18 protein-coding genes are annotated in these 15,221 nt (G+C 65.2%); 8 read left to right on the forward strand and 10 right to left on the reverse strand.

Going from position 1 to position 15,221, the window contains the following annotated elements; all coding sequences use genetic code 11:
• Positions 1 to 41: 41 nt before the first annotated feature.
• Together HZA32_16195 and HZA32_16200 are read left to right on the forward strand one after the other, a co-directional pair.
• A complete protein-coding gene (locus HZA32_16195) occupies positions 42 to 1,355 on the forward strand; it encodes a LemA family protein (protein ID MBI5425620.1) in 1,314 nt (437 codons plus the stop codon).
• A gap of 6 nt (positions 1,356 to 1,361) precedes the next feature.
• Entirely contained in the window at positions 1,362 to 1,853 is a 492-nt protein-coding gene (locus tag HZA32_16200) for a dihydrofolate reductase (protein ID MBI5425621.1), read from the forward strand.
• Here the strand turns inward: HZA32_16200 and HZA32_16205 are convergent.
• The 7 genes from HZA32_16205 to HZA32_16235 all read right to left on the reverse strand — a co-directional run bounded on the left by HZA32_16205 (position 1,850) and on the right by HZA32_16235 (position 7,965).
• Positions 1,850 to 2,050, reverse strand: coding sequence for a DUF2892 domain-containing protein (locus HZA32_16205; protein MBI5425622.1), 201 nt, complete (start codon positions 2,048 to 2,050; stop codon positions 1,850 to 1,852). The two genes, HZA32_16200 and HZA32_16205, sit on opposite strands and share 4 nt — an antisense overlap.
• Before the next feature lie 98 nt (positions 2,051 to 2,148).
• Positions 2,149 to 2,691 (reverse strand): gamma carbonic anhydrase family protein, encoded by a 543-nt coding sequence (locus HZA32_16210; protein ID MBI5425623.1) that lies wholly within the window; start codon positions 2,689 to 2,691, stop codon positions 2,149 to 2,151.
• 316 nt (positions 2,692 to 3,007) lie between these two features.
• Positions 3,008 to 4,267, reverse strand: coding sequence for a NupC/NupG family nucleoside CNT transporter (locus HZA32_16215; protein ID MBI5425624.1), 1,260 nt, complete (start codon positions 4,265 to 4,267; stop codon positions 3,008 to 3,010).
• Positions 4,268 to 4,398: 131 nt separating this feature from the next.
• A complete protein-coding gene (locus HZA32_16220) occupies positions 4,399 to 5,013 on the reverse strand; it encodes a hypothetical protein (protein ID MBI5425625.1) in 615 nt (204 codons plus the stop codon).
• A gap of 22 nt (positions 5,014 to 5,035) precedes the next feature.
• The gene (floA, locus tag HZA32_16225; GenBank protein MBI5425626.1) at positions 5,036 to 6,040 is read right to left on the reverse strand and encodes a flotillin-like protein FloA; all 1,005 of its coding nucleotides are present in this window, start codon (positions 6,038 to 6,040) and stop codon (positions 5,036 to 5,038) included.
• A 9-nt stretch (positions 6,041 to 6,049) separates the two neighbouring features.
• Positions 6,050 to 6,517 carry a serine protease gene (locus tag HZA32_16230; GenBank protein ID MBI5425627.1) on the reverse strand — a complete coding sequence of 156 codons (468 nt, stop codon included), beginning with the start codon at positions 6,515 to 6,517 and terminating at the stop codon, positions 6,050 to 6,052.
• On the reverse strand, positions 6,514 to 7,965 hold the full coding sequence (locus HZA32_16235; protein ID MBI5425628.1) for a hypothetical protein: 1,452 nt from the start codon (positions 7,963 to 7,965) through the stop codon (positions 6,514 to 6,516). Before HZA32_16235 ends, HZA32_16230 begins: the two co-directional genes overlap by 4 nt.
• Positions 7,966 to 8,076: 111 nt before the next feature.
• On the opposite strand from HZA32_16235, the gene HZA32_16240 reads away from it, so the two are divergent.
• Positions 8,077 to 8,997 (forward strand): aldose epimerase, encoded by a 921-nt coding sequence (locus tag HZA32_16240; protein MBI5425629.1) that lies wholly within the window; start codon positions 8,077 to 8,079, stop codon positions 8,995 to 8,997.
• A gap of 72 nt (positions 8,998 to 9,069) precedes the next feature.
• Positions 9,070 to 9,384 (forward strand): twin-arginine translocase TatA/TatE family subunit, encoded by a 315-nt coding sequence (locus HZA32_16245; protein MBI5425630.1) that lies wholly within the window; start codon positions 9,070 to 9,072, stop codon positions 9,382 to 9,384.
• Positions 9,385 to 9,411: 27 nt separating this feature from the next.
• Here the strand turns inward: HZA32_16245 and HZA32_16250 are convergent, their stop codons facing one another.
• Both HZA32_16250 and HZA32_16255 read right to left on the reverse strand, forming a co-directional pair.
• Positions 9,412 to 10,761 carry an ABC transporter permease gene (locus tag HZA32_16250; protein ID MBI5425631.1) on the reverse strand — a complete coding sequence of 450 codons (1,350 nt, stop codon included), beginning with the start codon at positions 10,759 to 10,761 and terminating at the stop codon, positions 9,412 to 9,414.
• Positions 10,762 to 10,768: 7 nt separating this feature from the next.
• Positions 10,769 to 11,686 (reverse strand): ABC transporter ATP-binding protein, encoded by a 918-nt coding sequence (locus HZA32_16255; protein MBI5425632.1) that lies wholly within the window; start codon positions 11,684 to 11,686, stop codon positions 10,769 to 10,771.
• Between the two features lie 272 nt (positions 11,687 to 11,958).
• On the opposite strand from HZA32_16255, the gene HZA32_16260 reads away from it, so the two are divergent.
• Complete coding sequence (locus HZA32_16260) at positions 11,959 to 12,264, forward strand: hypothetical protein (GenBank protein MBI5425633.1); 306 nt, start codon at positions 11,959 to 11,961, stop codon at positions 12,262 to 12,264.
• Positions 12,265 to 12,364: 100 nt separating this feature from the next.
• Complete coding sequence (locus tag HZA32_16265) at positions 12,365 to 12,658, forward strand: Smr/MutS family protein (protein ID MBI5425634.1); 294 nt, start codon at positions 12,365 to 12,367, stop codon at positions 12,656 to 12,658.
• 12 nt (positions 12,659 to 12,670) lie between these two features.
• Here the strand turns inward: HZA32_16265 and HZA32_16270 are convergent, their stop codons facing one another.
• Entirely contained in the window at positions 12,671 to 12,982 is a 312-nt protein-coding gene (locus tag HZA32_16270) for a hypothetical protein (GenBank protein MBI5425635.1), read from the reverse strand.
• Between the two features lie 99 nt (positions 12,983 to 13,081).
• Here HZA32_16270 and HZA32_16275 point away from each other — a divergent pair, with 99 nt between their 5' ends.
• Together HZA32_16275 and HZA32_16280 are read left to right on the forward strand one after the other, a co-directional pair.
• A complete protein-coding gene (locus HZA32_16275; GenBank protein MBI5425636.1) occupies positions 13,082 to 13,897 on the forward strand; it encodes a hypothetical protein in 816 nt (271 codons plus the stop codon).
• A gap of 253 nt (positions 13,898 to 14,150) precedes the next feature.
• A complete protein-coding gene (locus HZA32_16280; protein MBI5425637.1) occupies positions 14,151 to 15,221 on the forward strand; it encodes a winged helix DNA-binding domain-containing protein in 1,071 nt (356 codons plus the stop codon).

Consider the following 15,221-nt stretch of genomic DNA (forward strand, 5'->3'; position numbering starts at 1 on the left):
ACAAACTGCGCCGCCAAACCGATGACTTGGTCCCTCCGCCCATGGACCGCCCGCTCGCCCCCAGCCTCGCGCTCCTTACCGGCAGTCTCCTGCTGCTCGCGTGGAGCCTGCATCTGCGGCGGCGGCATCGCCTGCTCCGGGACTTGCCCACGACGAAGACCCAGGGCGTCTTCATCGGTCTCGTCGAACTCAAGGGGACGGCGGAGGCGGAAGAACCGCTCCGCAGCTTCCTCGCCGAGGCTCCTTGTGTGCGCTACGGCTACACCGTCGAGGAGCGCTGGTCGCGGACCGTCGTCGAGCACTACACCGACAAAGACGGCAAGCCGCAGACGCGCACGCGCCACGAAAGCGGCTGGTCGACCGTCGCGAGCGGCGGCGAGACAATCCCATTTTACCTGCGGGACGACACGGGCGTCGTCCTGATCCGCCCCGACGGCGCGCGAATCGAAACCTGTCCCCTGTTTTCGGAGACCGTGTCCCGCGGCGACGCCCTCTACTATGCGAAAGGACCGCCCGGAGCGGTCTCGGACTCCGACCACGTGCGTCGCTTCTCCGAATCAGGGATCCCGCTCCACGCGAGTCTCTACATCGTCGGCCGCGCACGCGAACGCGCGGACATCGTCGCAGCGGAGATCGCGCACGACCGTGACGCGCCGCTCTTTCTCATCAGTTGCCGGAGCGAGGAGCGCGTGCTCGCCAACTACGCGCTCGGCTCCTGGGCCACGTGGCTCTTCGGCCTGGCCGCGTCGGTAGGTGCCGGCGCGTTGCTCGCGCCGGATGTCATGCCGGCAACGCCGTGGGTGCCGGCCGCGCTGGGCGCCGCGCTATTCCTGTCGCTGTGGGGAGCAACCTGGGTTTGGGTCGTGTTTAACAGCCTGGTCGGATTGCGCGAAAGGGTTCGCCAAAGCTGGTCGCTGATCGAGGTGGAGCTCAAACGCCGCCACGATTTGATCCCGGCGCTGGTGCGGGTGCTCGATGGCCTGCGCACGCACGAGCAGTCGTTGCAGTCCGCTCTGGCGCTCCTGCGCGCGCAGCAGACCGCCACGGCGCCCGGTGTGGCCGGACCAGAATTCGGCGGATTGGCGGCAACATTGCGCGCGGTCGTGGAAAAGTATCCGGAGCTGAAGACGCAGTCCGAATTCGCGCGGCTTCAAACCGAGCTCGTAGCCACCGAGCAGCGCGTCGCGCTCGCGCGCACCTACTACAACGACACCGCGACGCATTTCGCCACACGTTTGGAGCAGGTGCCCGATCGCTGGGTGGCGCGCCTCGGACGGATGCAACCCGCGCCCTTGCTCGCCGCGAGCGACTTCGAACGCGCCGCGGTGCACGTCCGCCTCGCCGACAGCGCCTGAAATTCCATGCCGAAACCGATCAACCTCATCGTTGCCTGCGCCAAGAACCGCGTGATCGGTCGCGACCGGCGCTTGCCGTTCGATATTCCCGAGGACAAGGCGTGGTTCCACGACAAGACCGCCGGCACGACGGTGGTGCTGGGTCGCATTTGCTACGAAACCTGGCCACGCGTGCGGCAGGACGGTCGCGTGCCGGTCGTGATCACTTCGAGCGCCACGGTGGCGGCGCCGGGCGTGCACGTCGCGCGCGACGTGACGACGGCGCTAGCGATCGCGCAAACGCTCCCGGGTGAAATCATGGTCTGCGGCGGCCAGCGCATCTACGAGGAAACGTTGCCGATCTGCGATCGACTGTTGCTCACACTCGTGCACGCCGACGTGCCGGGTGATACGTTCTTCCCCGAGTGGCGCCACCTCGCCTGGCGCGAGACATGGCGCAAGGAAAGCGCCGACGCAAACTACCGCTACACGTTCAGCGTCCTCGAACGCGCGCGTTAGCTGGCGACGTGATTGTCTGGCGCGGTCGTGTCGACGTGGAACAGACAGTAGGCCGGGCAGAACCCGATTCCCGCTGTGATCAGAGGTAGCAGGGCGATGAAGCCCCATTTGTTGCCCGTGTGCACGCCCCAGATGACGATCAACCAGCCGAGCACGTAGCGAATTCCTGCATCGTAGGATCCGACGTTATGTTTCATGGGATCTCCTTGGGTTGTCCCACTGTAATCGACACACGCACGGAGGTCTGCGCATCCGTTGTCGAAAGGCCGGCCGATCCCTTCGACGCGGGTCGGCGTCAAACGCTGCGGGAACCCTCAACGCGCTCCGCGTGCGCTCGCGCGACCTCGATGTATTTCAGCGCCCATTTCTTGATGCTGCCGCGCTCGTCGTCCGTGAGCGCGCGAACGATCTTCGCCGGGGAGCCGAGAATCATCGAACCCGCCGGTGCTTCGAATTTTTGCGTGACGAGCGCGTTGGCGCCAACGATGCACTGGTCGCCGATTTTCGCGCCGTCGAGAATGGTCGCGCCCATGCCGATCAGGCACTCGTCGCCGATTTCGCACGCGTGGACGATCGCGCTGTGACCGACCGTGGTGTAGCGACCGATCTTCACGCCGAAATTGTCGGCCAGGTGAACCATGGTGAGGTCCTGAACGTTGCTCCCCTCGCCCACCTCGATCGAATTGATGTCGCCGCGCAGCACGCAGCCATACCACACGCTGCTGTTGGCCCCGAGAGTGACGGCGCCGAGGACCGTCGCGTTGGGCGCGACAAACGCGGCCGACGAGACGGCGGGAGTTTGGCCGAGAAATTTCGCGAGGCGTTCGTGCACATCCATGAAACCCACACTTGCGGCGCTGGCCCTCGCCGCCAAGTGCAGAGCGTCAGGGCGTCACTTGGCCGGGCGCTCGGTTTGGCCACCCAGCCAGACGGCGAGACCGATCAGGCAGGTGGCTCCCACCGCAGCGGCTGCGACAAGCGCACCGGCGGCGAGGAGGATTTCGATGGCATGGTTCATGGCGGGGGACTTCGAGCGGCATTGACGCACGAACGACGCCAATAGTTTCACCCAACACGCAAAAGTCACCGACGCCCCACGCGTGCGAGGGGATTCACCTAGTGTTTACAGGCCGGCGCCCTACGGCGCGGTTCGCTCAGATCACGATGCCCGCCAACGTCGCGGAAAGATACGACGCGAGCGTGCCGCACAGCAGCGCCTTCAAACCGAGCTTGGCGAGGTCGGCGCGGCGTTCGGGCGCGAGCGCGCCGATGCCGCCGATCTGCATGCCCACGCTGCTGAAGTTCGCGAAACCACAAATGGCGATGCTGAGGATGAGCAGGCCCTTGTCGGTCACGATCGGCACGCTCTTGTTGGTGAGATTCTGAAACGCGACGAATTCGTTGATCGTGAGCTTCTGGCCAAGCAGCGTCGCGACGCTGCTCACGTCCTGCGAGGGCACGCCCATCGCCCACGCCATCGGGTAGAACAGCTTCCCGAAAATCCAGTTCAGTGTGAGATTGAAGTTCGGGCTGAAGATGTGGCCGATCGAAGTCAGGATCCAGTCGAGGCACGCGATCACGGCGATGAAGCCGATGAGCATGGCGATGACGTTCATCGCGATCTTGAAGCCGTCGCCGGCACCGTGGGAAATCGCATCGATGACGTTGGAATACCCGCTCTTCACTTCGAGTTTCACCGTGCCCATCGTCTGGCTCTCCTGCGTTTCGGGGAAAACGATCTTGGCGATCACGAGCGCACCAGGCGCCGCCATGAGCGACGCGGTGATGAGCTTCGGCGCGAGGTCCATGCCTGCCGCCGCGCCCATGTTGGCGTAGACGACGAGAATGCCGCCCGCGATGCAGGCGAGCGATCCGCTCATCGAGGCGAGCAGCTCGCTGTTAGTCATGCCGGAGAGATAAGGCCGGATCATCACCTGCGCCTCGACTTGGCCGACGAAGGCGCTGGCGACGTTGCTCAGCGACTCGGCACCGGAGACGCGCATGATGAAATTCATCGCGCGCGCGATGACCGCCACGACGCGCTGCATGATCCCGAAATGGTAGAGTATCGCGACGAGCGCGCAGACGAGGACGATCGTCGCGGTGACGTTGAAGGCGAAGACGAAGCCGCCGGCGAAATAGTTGCCGATCTTGCCGCCCTGGTCGACGGCGATGCCACCGTAGACGAACGCCGCGCCCTGCCGTGAAAATTCCTCGAGCTTGCCGATGCCGTGGCCCAGCAGCTGGAAGAAGCGCCCCACCGGGCCGACTTTGAACACCAGCAGCGCGATCACGACTTGGAGCGCGATGCCGCTGGCGACGAGCCGGTAGTTGATGCGGCGACGATTATTCGAGACGAGGAACGCGATACCGAGGATCAACGCGATTCCGCACAGGCCTTGAAGACGGTCCATGGACGAGCGACGCTGCCGGAAACGCGCGCGAGTTCAACACCGGAGACGCCGGGAGGCTCGGAGGCGATCGCGACGCTGCTTTTCCCTGCGCAAAAAAAAGGGCGCGGCGAACCGCGCCCGAAATGCGATGCTCAGCGAAGCGCCACCGGCGGGCCAAGCACTTCGCGCAGGACAAAGGCCCGGCGCAGCGCGCCGCGGTTGCGCAAATCGTCGAGCAGCGCCCCACGCGCCGCCACCTTGTCCGCGGTCTGCGTGTCGGCCGTCTGCTGCTCGAACTCCGTGCGGCGGGCCGCGGCGGCTTTCATCAGCTCGAGCTCGCGCATCTTCTCCGCGAGCGCGGCCTGTTGCTCCAATATCTCGGCGTGACGCTGCGTCTCGAAGCGCGGAACGCTCGCGCGGATCGGTTCCGGCGCGGATTCGACCACGACCTCGCGCACCAACGGCGGCGGGTTGTCGTAGGGATTCTCCTCCGCTGCGGGAACGGGCGGCGGCGCGGACGGCTGCTCGTAGCCGCCCTGCCCCATCCCGCGCCGGCGTTCCTCGATCTTGCGCTGGATGTCCTCGCGGATGCGGCGCGTGCGTTCGGCCAGCTCGGGATCGGCGAACGGCTTGTCCGCGGAGTCCGCGGGCGCGGCAGGCTCGTCGTCCTTCTGCCCGCGGATCGCCTTGATGACCTGGGCGATCACGCCCGCGATGATCACGAGCGTCCACGCGTGCTTTGCGACCCAGTTGAGGATTTCTTCCATGGGGAGAAGCCGCGCGGGGGGCTTACTTCTTGCCCTCGGGGTGCGCGATGGAACCGCGCATGGCCGTGTCCGATTGGATGTTCTCCATCTTGTAGTAATCCATGACGCCAAGTCGTCCGGTGCGGAACGCCTCGGCCATCGCGAGCGGCACCTGCGCCTGCGCCTCGACGACCTTCGCCTGCATCTCCTGCACGCGGGCCTTCATTTCCTGTTCGAGGGCGACGGCGGCGGCGCGGCGGATTTCCGCCTGGGCCTGCGCCATGTTCTTGTTCGCCTCGGCCTGCGCTTCCTGGAGCTTGGCGCCGACGTTCTCGCCGACGTCCACGTCCGCGATGTCGATCGAAAGAATCTCGAACGCCGAGCCGACGTCGAGGCCGCGCGCGAGCACGGTTTTGGAAATGCTGTCCGGCGACTCGAGCACGGTCTTGTAGCTCTCGGCCGAGCCGATGGTCGTGACAATGCCTTCGCCGACGCGCGCGATGATGGTCTCTTCCTTGGCGCCGCCGACGAAGCGGTCGAGGTGCGTGCGCACGGTGACGCGCGCCTTCACCTTCACTTGGATGCCGTCCTTCGCCACGCCGTCGATGGTGGTGCGGCCTTGGTCGGGATTCGGACAATCGATGACCTTCGGATCGACGGAGGTGCGAACGGCCTCGACCACGCTTTTGCCGGAGCCCTTGGTCGCGAGGTCGATGGCGCAGGCGCGATCCCAACCGAGCTCGATGCCGGCCTTCTCGGCCGCGACCATCGCCTGGATGGTCGGGACGACATTGCCGCCCGCGAGGTAGTGCGCCGCGATCTTGTCGGTCGAGACCTCAATGCCGGCCTTCACCGCCGTGATGCGTGCCTCGACCACGAGGCCGTAGGGGACGCCACCGAGGCGCATACCGAGGAGATTCAGCACACTGACAGGCGCGCCGTTCAGGCGGGCTTTGAGCCAGACGCCGATGAACGAAATGAAGACGCCCACAATGATGAGGACGACAACGATGATGGGGATGAGGAATATGAGGGGGATCGAGCTCATGGGTTAAATTTAGGATTGGGTGACGATGATGCGAAAATTGTCGACGCCGACCACGCGCAACGCGGCGCCCTTCGCCACGTGGCCGGAGCGGCTGAAAGCCTCGTAGCGGCGCCCGTCGATCTCGACGTAGCCGCTCGGCGCGAGCGTCGTGAGCGCGACCGCGTCACGACCGACCACGACTTCCGCCGGAGCCGGCGGGGGCTGGCTGGTGGCGCTGACTGTCGACTGCACCACCATGCGTTTGCCGAAGGCGGTTTTCGGCAGCACCACGAGTTCGAGATACAGCATCGCGCCGACGAGCGCCAGCGCGCCGAAACTCGCGAGCAGCCCGCCGTTGAAGCCGAATTCGCGGAACGACAGCAGACTCCCCGCCGCGAGCGCGACGCCGCCAATGATGCCCGCGATTGCACCCGGCAGGAAAATCTCCGCCGTGAGCAACAGCGCGCCGACGACAAACAACAGGATGATCGCGTTCATGCTTTGTCCTCCTCCACCACCAAGGCGAAATCTTCCCGCGCGCGCACCACGACGCGTGTCCCCGACGCGATGCTGCCGAGGGCCGCGCGGGCTTCGTAGCGTCGGCCGGCAATCTCGATCTGTCCTCCCGGGCGCAACGCGGTCGCCGCGATCCCGCTCGCACCGATCAAGTCCGACGTCCGCGCGCCACCGGCCGCCGCTTGCGCCACCGTGCCCGCCACCGCGTTCACGGTCAGGCGGTCCCAGATCCATCCTTGCGGCAGGAACCGGAGCAGCACGACGCCGAAGGCCACCGAAAGTAGCACGCCGAGACCGACATTCGACAGCGGCCGCGCAAACGCCTCGCCCGAGAACTGGATTGGCTCATTCGGCCACAGGTCCGCCATCGACCACACGAGCGCCCCGAGCATCAGCACGAGCCCCGTCACCGCCGGCAATGCCACGCCGGGGAAAAACAGCACCTCAGCGAGCACCAGCAACAGGCCGAGCGTGAACAACAGCACCGGCTCGTGCCCCGAAAAACCCGCCACGTAGTGACCGAAGAAGACGACCAGCAGTAGGAGAATGCCCACGCCGGCAAACAGGCCGTGCGACGGCATCTTGAATTCCAGAAACAGCGCGAGCAGGCCCAGGCCCGTCAGAATTGGAGCGAGCGCGGTGAGGTATTGCGCGAGCGATTCCGACCACGTGATGCGAAACTCGCGCACCTCGAAGTTGCCCGCGCCGAATTTCTTCGTGAGCAACGCGGTGATATCGGTCGCGATGCCGGCTCCCAGCAGCGGCTGCGCCGGGTCGCCGTAGGTCTTCATCGCTTCGCTCGCGGTCAGCGTGAGCAGTTCGCCTTTCGGCTTCAGGATCGTGTCGCCGATCTTCAGCTCGAAATCCTCGTCGATCATCGCAGAAACCACCTGCCCGCGCAGGCCTTTGCCCTCGGAAATCGAACGCACTTCGGCGCGAAGAAAACTGACGACCTTCTGCCTCATCGTCTTGTCGATGTCTTTGCCGGAGGAGTCGACCGGCGCGGCTGCGCCGATTTTTCCGCGCGGCGCGAACCAGATTTCCTCCGTCGTCGCGGCGATGAACGCGCCGGCGGAGATCGCCTGATCGTCGACAAACGTCACCGTCTTGCCCGGAAATTTGCCGAGCGCCTCCATGATCTCGAAAGTCGAATCGAGTGCGCCGCCGGGCGTTTTCATGTCGAGCACGACCAGGTCGGCTTTCTGCTCGACGGCTTCCTTCAGGCCGCGCCGGATGATGTAGAGCGTGGGCTTGGCGATCTCGTCCCGCACGGGGATGACAAAGGCGACGCGCTTGGCCGGCGCGACCGTCGGCGGGGTGGCGACGGCGTGATCCGCCGCGAACGACACTCCCACCGCCACGAGGAATAGAAAGGCAAGACGCCCAAGGTTCACAGCATCGGACCATACCGCAGCGCGCAACCGCTGCAAGCGCGCTCAACTTACAAAGCCCCGAAGCGTTTCAAATTTTTCGCGCCTGACACGCGAGCGGCGCGATTTGGGTTGGTGTGTCGCGGCATTTTTCTTTCAAACCAAGCCAACATGGAACGCATCCCGTATCTGGGGCATACGATTTATCGCTGGCAGGTCGGGCCGTCGACCTTCCTCGCCCTGCCGGAAAAGGGCGCGCGCCTGATGCACTGGAACGTCACTCTCGGCGACGGCAACGTCCGCGACCTCATCTACTGGCCGGAACTGGACAAGCTCGACGACATCGCGAAGGTGCGCGGCGGAAATCCGATTCTCTTCCCTTTCAACGGCCGCATCTACGACCGCGGCGAGATCGGCTCCTGGCGCGCCGACGATGGCGTGCGTCGACCGATGCCAATGCATGGTTTCGCGCGGCAAGGCGAGTTCCGCGTGAAGCGCCTCGACGAGCGCGGTTTCTCCGCCGTGTTCGTGCCGGGTGCAGAGGCGAAGGAGGGCTACCCGTTCGACTACGAATTCGTCGTCAGCTACCGCTTCGAGGCGAACGCGGTATACGTCGAACTCGAGCTCACCAACCTCGGCCAAACGCCCATCCCGTGGTCGGCCGGCCATCATTTCTATTTCAACCTGCCGTGGTCCGCAGGCCTCACGCGGAAGGACTACGTGCTCGAAGTCCCCGCCGCGCGCACGGTGCGCCGCAACGAATCCGGCCAACTCGTCGACGGCCCGCGCCTGCAACCGCGCGAGACGTTGGACAACCCGGCGCTCATCGACACGGTCCACACCGCGTTGCGCGGCCACCAGTTTCAGGTCACCGAGCGCACCACCGGCGCGCGTCTGCGTTTTCGGACCGGCTTCTCCAACACGACGGCGAAGGACGCCGCCGTCGTCACCTGGGCCGCCGACGACAAGGTCCCCTATTACTGCGTCGAGCCGTGGATGGGCCCGCCCAATGCGCCGGAAACCAAACTCGGCCTGCATCATGTCGGGCCAGGCCAGACACAGAAATTCCTCGTCGACATCACGCACGGCTAATCGCGATTTTCGCCGTTACCTTTTCGGCCCGCGCACGTCTAATCCCCGACCATGAATTTCCCGTTCGCGTTCATCGAAGGCATCGGCGGCCCCGAGCTGATGCTGATCCTCTTCATCATCCTGCTCCTCTTCGGCGCCAACAAGCTCCCTGAACTCGCCAAAGGACTCGGCAAATCCGTGAAGGAATTCAAGAAGGCCGCGGCCGACGTCGAGTATCAGATCAAGGAAGCGATGGACGAGAAACCGGAGGAATCCGCCGAAGCGAAGCGCTTCGCCCCGAAGCCGGTCGCGCCCGCCGCACCGCCGCAGAACGTCACTCCCGCCGCGCCGCCGACGGGCCCAACGCCAACGTCCCAGACGACGCCGCCGGACCAGCCCAAGGCTTGATCCCCGGCGGCATCCGCGCCGCCTCGCTCAATCGAAAATCGGCCCGCGGCGGAATCGCCACAGGCTGATCGCCACGAGCACGGCCGACATGCCGAGCAGCACGCCGAGTGTCGGCAGCAGTTCGGTGAACGTGCATCCGTTCCACAGCACCAGCGCGAAGCCTTCCATCGACCAGTAGACGACGGTCAGCTTGCTGAGTTTCTGGATGAACTCCGGCATGAACGACGTCGGAAACCACGCGCCGCCGATGGAACTCATCGTGAGGATCAGCAGCGTCGCCAGCCCCGACGCTGCGGCCTGCGTGCGCGTGATCGACGCGAGCAACATCCCGAACGCCGTGCACGCCATCGCCGCCACGAGGCAAATCACGACGAAATTCCCGAAATTCGAAAGCACATCGATGCCGAACATCAGGCGTCCCGCGAAGAAGAGCGTGACGAGTTGCACGAGCCCGAGTGCGATGCCGAAGAGATACTTGCTCCACAACAGGTGCGACCGACGCACCGGCGCCGAGAGCAACCGCAGGAAAAGGCCGGCCTTCTTCTCCTCGAAGAGCGATGTCGCCATGCCACTGAGCGAGAACAGCAGGAACATCATCGCCCAGCCGCCGACCACGCGCGTCGCCGCGGCGTTCTTCACCTGTGCGCCGGCGAGTTGCTCTTTCTCGATCTTGATCACGCGATCCATGAAGTCGCCGACGCCGCTCGCAGACGCGCCGTCGGGTTTCGCGGACGCCGGGTTCGAGCGCGGGATTTCGCCGCGCGCCATGGTCTCGCGCACTTTGGCTTCATCGAGGTTGAACGCGCGGCTCACGCTGCCCGCGATCTCGCCGTAGAATTTGTCGGTGTCCTTCGCGCCGATGAACTCCACCGCCTGCTTGCGCAGCGACTGCATGAGCAACTGAGGCGCGGCGGTGTAGACGGTTTTCTGGAGCAAGCCCGTCACGGTCTGCGTCTCGATCTCGTTGCGCGGATTTGTGAGGAACTTCATGCGCAGCCCGAAACGCGCGTCGCTCGTCGCGTCCGTCGGGAACACGAGGGCGAAGCGGAAGCGGTCGTTCTTGAAGCCCGCGCGCACCACCTCCTCCGTCAGCGGCTGGAGGCGACCTTGCGCGTCGGCGTCGGTCCCGGTCTCGACGACGCGGAACGCCTTTTCGCGTTTCAGCGCGTCGATCAGTGTCGCCACTTCCGGCGCGCTGCTCTGGTTCACGATCGCGAGCGGTATGCCGACCGGCCCCGTGTCCTTGCGGTTCACGCCGAACACTTGGCCGAAGATGTAGATCAGCACGATCGGCACGAGGAATGTGAGGCCCACCGCGACGCGGTCTTTCTTGAAATTGAGGCAATCCTTGCGGAGGAGCGTGAGGACGAGGTGCATGGCGGTGTTATTCGCGCAGGGTTTTGCCGGTCAGGTGAAGAAAGAGATCCTCGAGCGTCGGGCGCTTCAGCGTGAACGCTCGGTCCGGCAAGCCGGCGGCCTGGGTCGCGGCGAAAAAGTCCGCAAGGCTTGCGCCCGCCGCGAGGAGCACTTCGCAGCGCTCGTCGTGTTCGCGCAACGTCCCGAAGCGCGCCAGCGCCGCGACCGCCGCGGGCGGCGTGCCGTCGCGCGCAAAACTCACGACCTCCGCCGCGGGCAGGCGCGCGAGCAATTCCTCCAGCGTGCCGAGCGCGAGAATTTTGCCGTGGTCGATGATGCCGATACGAGAGCAGAGTCGCGTGGCCTCTTCCATGTAGTGCGTCGAGTAGATCACGGTCAGCCCCTCGCGATTGAGCCGCTGAAGCAGATCGAAGATCGCGTTGCGCGATTGCGGATCGACGCCGACGGTCGGCTCGTCGCAGAGCAGCAACTGCGGCTCGTGCAGCAGACTCGCGGCGAGATTCAGCCGTCGCTGCATGCCGCCTGAAAAAGTCTTCACCGCGTGTTTCCGGCGATCCGCCAGCTGCACCGCGGCCAGGCACTCGTCGATGCGCGCGGCGAGCGCCTTGCCCGCGAGACCGTAGAGGCGACCGAAGATGCCGAGATTCTCCTCCGCCGTGAGATCCTCGTAGAGCGCGACTGATTGCGGCACGAAACCGATCGCGCGCACGGCATCGGTCGGTCGCCCGGCGAGATTCACGCCGCCGAGCCGCAACGTGCCGGCGGTCGGCTCGCGCAGACCCGCAATGAGCGACATGAGCGTGCTCTTGCCCGCTCCGTTGGGTCCAAGCAGGCCGAAAAACTCGCCGCGCTCGATCATGAGCGAGACGTCGTCGAGTGCCGTGAGGGCGCCGTAGCGCTGAGTGAGATGATCGAATTGCAGCATGGCGGAAACGAGGATGACGCCGCCAATTCAGCGCCATCCTCAGCCGCTCGCGACGCCCTTTCGGCGTCCGAAAGTCATGGTCAGGCATGACCCGGCCGAAATCGTCCCACGCGTGGGAATCGCCGATGCCGCGCGCGTGACGGAGAGGCGGGGTCGCACAGGTTCCCCAACTAGCCCGAAAAATCCATTCCACGCATTCACTGCCACTTACGCGACCCTCCGCAACTTGGCACCGCGCTTGCGTGTAGTGGTGGCATCAACCGATACGAACCATGAAGAAGATCACTTTCATCCTCTCCCTCGTGAGCGCCAGCCTCACCGTCACCGCCGCCTCCGCCGCCGCGCAGAACCACAACGAAAACGTCGTCGACCTCCCGGCCTACATCGTCACCGCCCCGCGCTACACGGAAGCCGAGAAGACCATCGCGCAGAGCCTCGAGGCCTTCCGCAACCAGGCCAAGCCCACGGTCGCCGTCCGCACCACGCTGCCCTCGCTCAACGTCATCGCGCAGAGCGCCCCGCAGCAAGAGCGCCCGGTCGCCGTCGCGAGCAAGACGCCCGCGCAGGTTCGCTCCTGATCTCCCGAATTTTGTTTGTCAGTTGTGTGTGTGTCCAACCCGCCCCGCAAGGGGCGGGTTTTCTTTTGCGCACGTCCGGCCTCTCACCTTGATTGCCGCCGTGACCGAAGACCCGGCAGCCAACGAACCCGTCCGTGTTCCGATCACCGGCGAGCTCGACCTGCACACGTTTCGCCCGGCCGAGGTCGCAACGCTGCTGGACGACTATTTCGCGGAGTGCGTCCGCGCCGGCATCTTCACCGTGCGCGTCGTGCACGGCAAAGGCACCGGCACCTTGCGCGAGACCGTCCACGCACTCCTGCGCCGCTCGCCGCGCGTCGTCGGCTTCCGCCTCGGCGACGAACACAGCGGCAGCTGGGGCGCGACGCTCGTCACGTTGCGACACGACGCCTGACGCACCGTCCCTTCACCTCTCCGGCGGGCGCGTCGCCGGGCGTTTTGGTTTCGGCAGCGGCCCCCAGAGTCGCAGCATCAGCTCGGCGAGATTCAGCATGCTCACGCGCTCACCGCCACCCGGGCTGAGCGACCGCAGCGCCGGCACTTGCGCCGTCCGCTCGCGAAAATAGTCCCACAGCTCACGTTCGAGTCCGCGCGCGACGTCACCGGGCAACGCGGACCGCTTCGCCGCCTCCACGGTCTTCATCTGCCAATGCCGCAACTCCTCCGGCTGGCGTTGCCAGTAATCGAAGAGCGATTGTTCGTAGCGATTCAGACTCATGCGGCAGAGGTTTTTACACGTTTGGCGAGACGAAGGCGGCGTTGCATTTGAACATTCTATCTGTCTGACTGTCGGCAGTTATCTCAACCCGACACACACATGTGGCAAAATCTTAAAGCACAAATTCCGGCGGTCATCCTTACCGCCCTTCTCGTTGGCGGCGCGATTTTCTGGTTCCACCAAAAAACCGTGCAAGACCTCGCGACCCGGCAGCAGACCGAGATGAACGCGCTGCGCGAACAGACCAACGCCGAACTCAAGGCCTCCGCGGAAGAGACCCGCCGCCACATCGAGGCCGTCAACACGCTGCTCAAGGACGCCATCGCGAAGCGCTCCGCCGACATGTTCATGACCGACGAGGAGGTGCAGAAGTTGAATCAAGAGAAGATGAACAAGCTCGCCGAAGCCATCGCGGCCAAAGTCCTCCCCTACGGCCAGGTTCCGAAAACGCCCGAGGAAGCCGAAAAGATCCAGAACGAGCAGATCGACAAGGTCGGCGGCCGCCTCGCGGAGCGCATTTCCCCGATCCTCGCCGAGATGTCGAAAGACCAGAACCTCACCCGCGAGTCCATCGCCCAGTATTCGCAGCGCATCACGAACCAGATCAGCGGCGTCCTCACCGCCGAGATGGCCCGCAACCAGGAGCTCAACAACAACGTGATGACCGCCCAAGCCATCGCGCAGGACTCCATGAAGCTCTCCCACGAAATCACCGCGCTCTACCTCAGCAGCTTCAAGGATCAGGGCCTTCTCACCCGCCTCCTCTCGCTGCCGGCCAACGTCGTCCGCGACGCCGCCAGCATGAGCATCGTGAACAGCTCCGACCGCAAGAAGATGGAAGAGCGCCTCGTCACCGAGATGAACGCCCTCCAGAAGCGCCTCGACGAGCTGCAAGCCGCCGTGCCGAAGAAATAACCGCACCGCCCGAGATAACTTCCCGGCCGCGCAGCGATGCGCGGCCTTTTTATTTTCCGAAGCCGAAAGCAACGCCCGCAGCCGAAGGCGAAAAACAGCCGACCACCCGCAACACACCCGAACTGCACCGCTTCTCCACTCGACCCGCTGCCTCGTCGTCGAGCTTGCCGCCCCGCCGTCCTCCGTCCTCAGTCTTTCTTCCTCCGTGCTGCCCGCACCGTTCCGCCTGCCCCCCGATCACGCCCGCCGCTTCATGCGCCGCGCGCAGCTGCTCGACGAGCCGGTCGCCGACGTCGGCACCGCCCTCGCCCATCTCGGCTACGTCCAAATCGACCCGCTCAACATCTGCGGGCGCATGCACGATCTCATCCTGCGCAATCGCGTCGCTGGCTACCGCGAGGGCGACCTCGTGCAACACCTGCACGGCGACGTGACGGTAAAATCCGCGGCAGCGCGCAACGCCTTCGAACATCACCACCCGCAAACCGGCATCCTCGTCGCCTTCGGCCACGAAGCCTGGCCGCACCTCCTCGCCGCCATGCGCAGCCGCACCCACCGCTCCGGCGCCTGGTCGGGCCGCCTGTCGGCGAAACAAAAAGCTCTCGCCGAAAAGCTCCTCATCGAGATCGCCTCGCGCGGTCCGCTCAGCGCGGAGGACTTCGACGATCACGGCCCCGCGCGGCAGATTTGGGGTGCCTCGTCGCTCGTGAAAGCGACGCTGCAAAAACTCTTCTTTCACGGCCGCCTCCTCATCGCCAAACGCGGCACCGGCAACCGCCGCTACTACGATCTGCCCGAGCGCATCCTCCCGCCCGATATCCTCGCACAATCGGAACCGTCGCGCCGCGCCACCGCCCGCTGGTGCGCCGAACTGAAACTCCGTCAGCGCCGCCTCTGCACCCTCAAACGCGACGAACTTCCCCTCGTCGCCGAACTCGTTCAACCCATCGCCGTCGAAGGCTGCCCCCCGCTCTTCTGCCTTCGCAGCGACCTCCCGCTGCTCGAGCTCTCAACGCTCAGCCCTCAACTCTCAACTCCTCCCCTCCACCTCCTCGCCCCCCTCGACCCGCTGATCTACGACCGCCGCGTCACGGCGGCGCTCTGGAACTTCGACTACACGTGGGAAGCCTACACGCCGCCCGCCAAACGCGTGCGCGGCCACTACTCGCTTCCGATTCTCGCCGGCCTCGAACTCGTCGGCCACGTCGATCCGAAAGCCGACCGCGCCGCCGGCCGCCTCCGCGTCGAAGCCCGTTCCGTCAAACGCGGCCACCAATCCGCCGACGCCGTCCGCGCCCTCGCCCGCTGGCTCGGGTTAAAATAA

The sequence above is a fragment of the Opitutia bacterium genome (genome assembly GCA_016217545.1).
Classification (GTDB): Bacteria; Verrucomicrobiota; Verrucomicrobiia; order Opitutales; family Opitutaceae; genus Didemnitutus.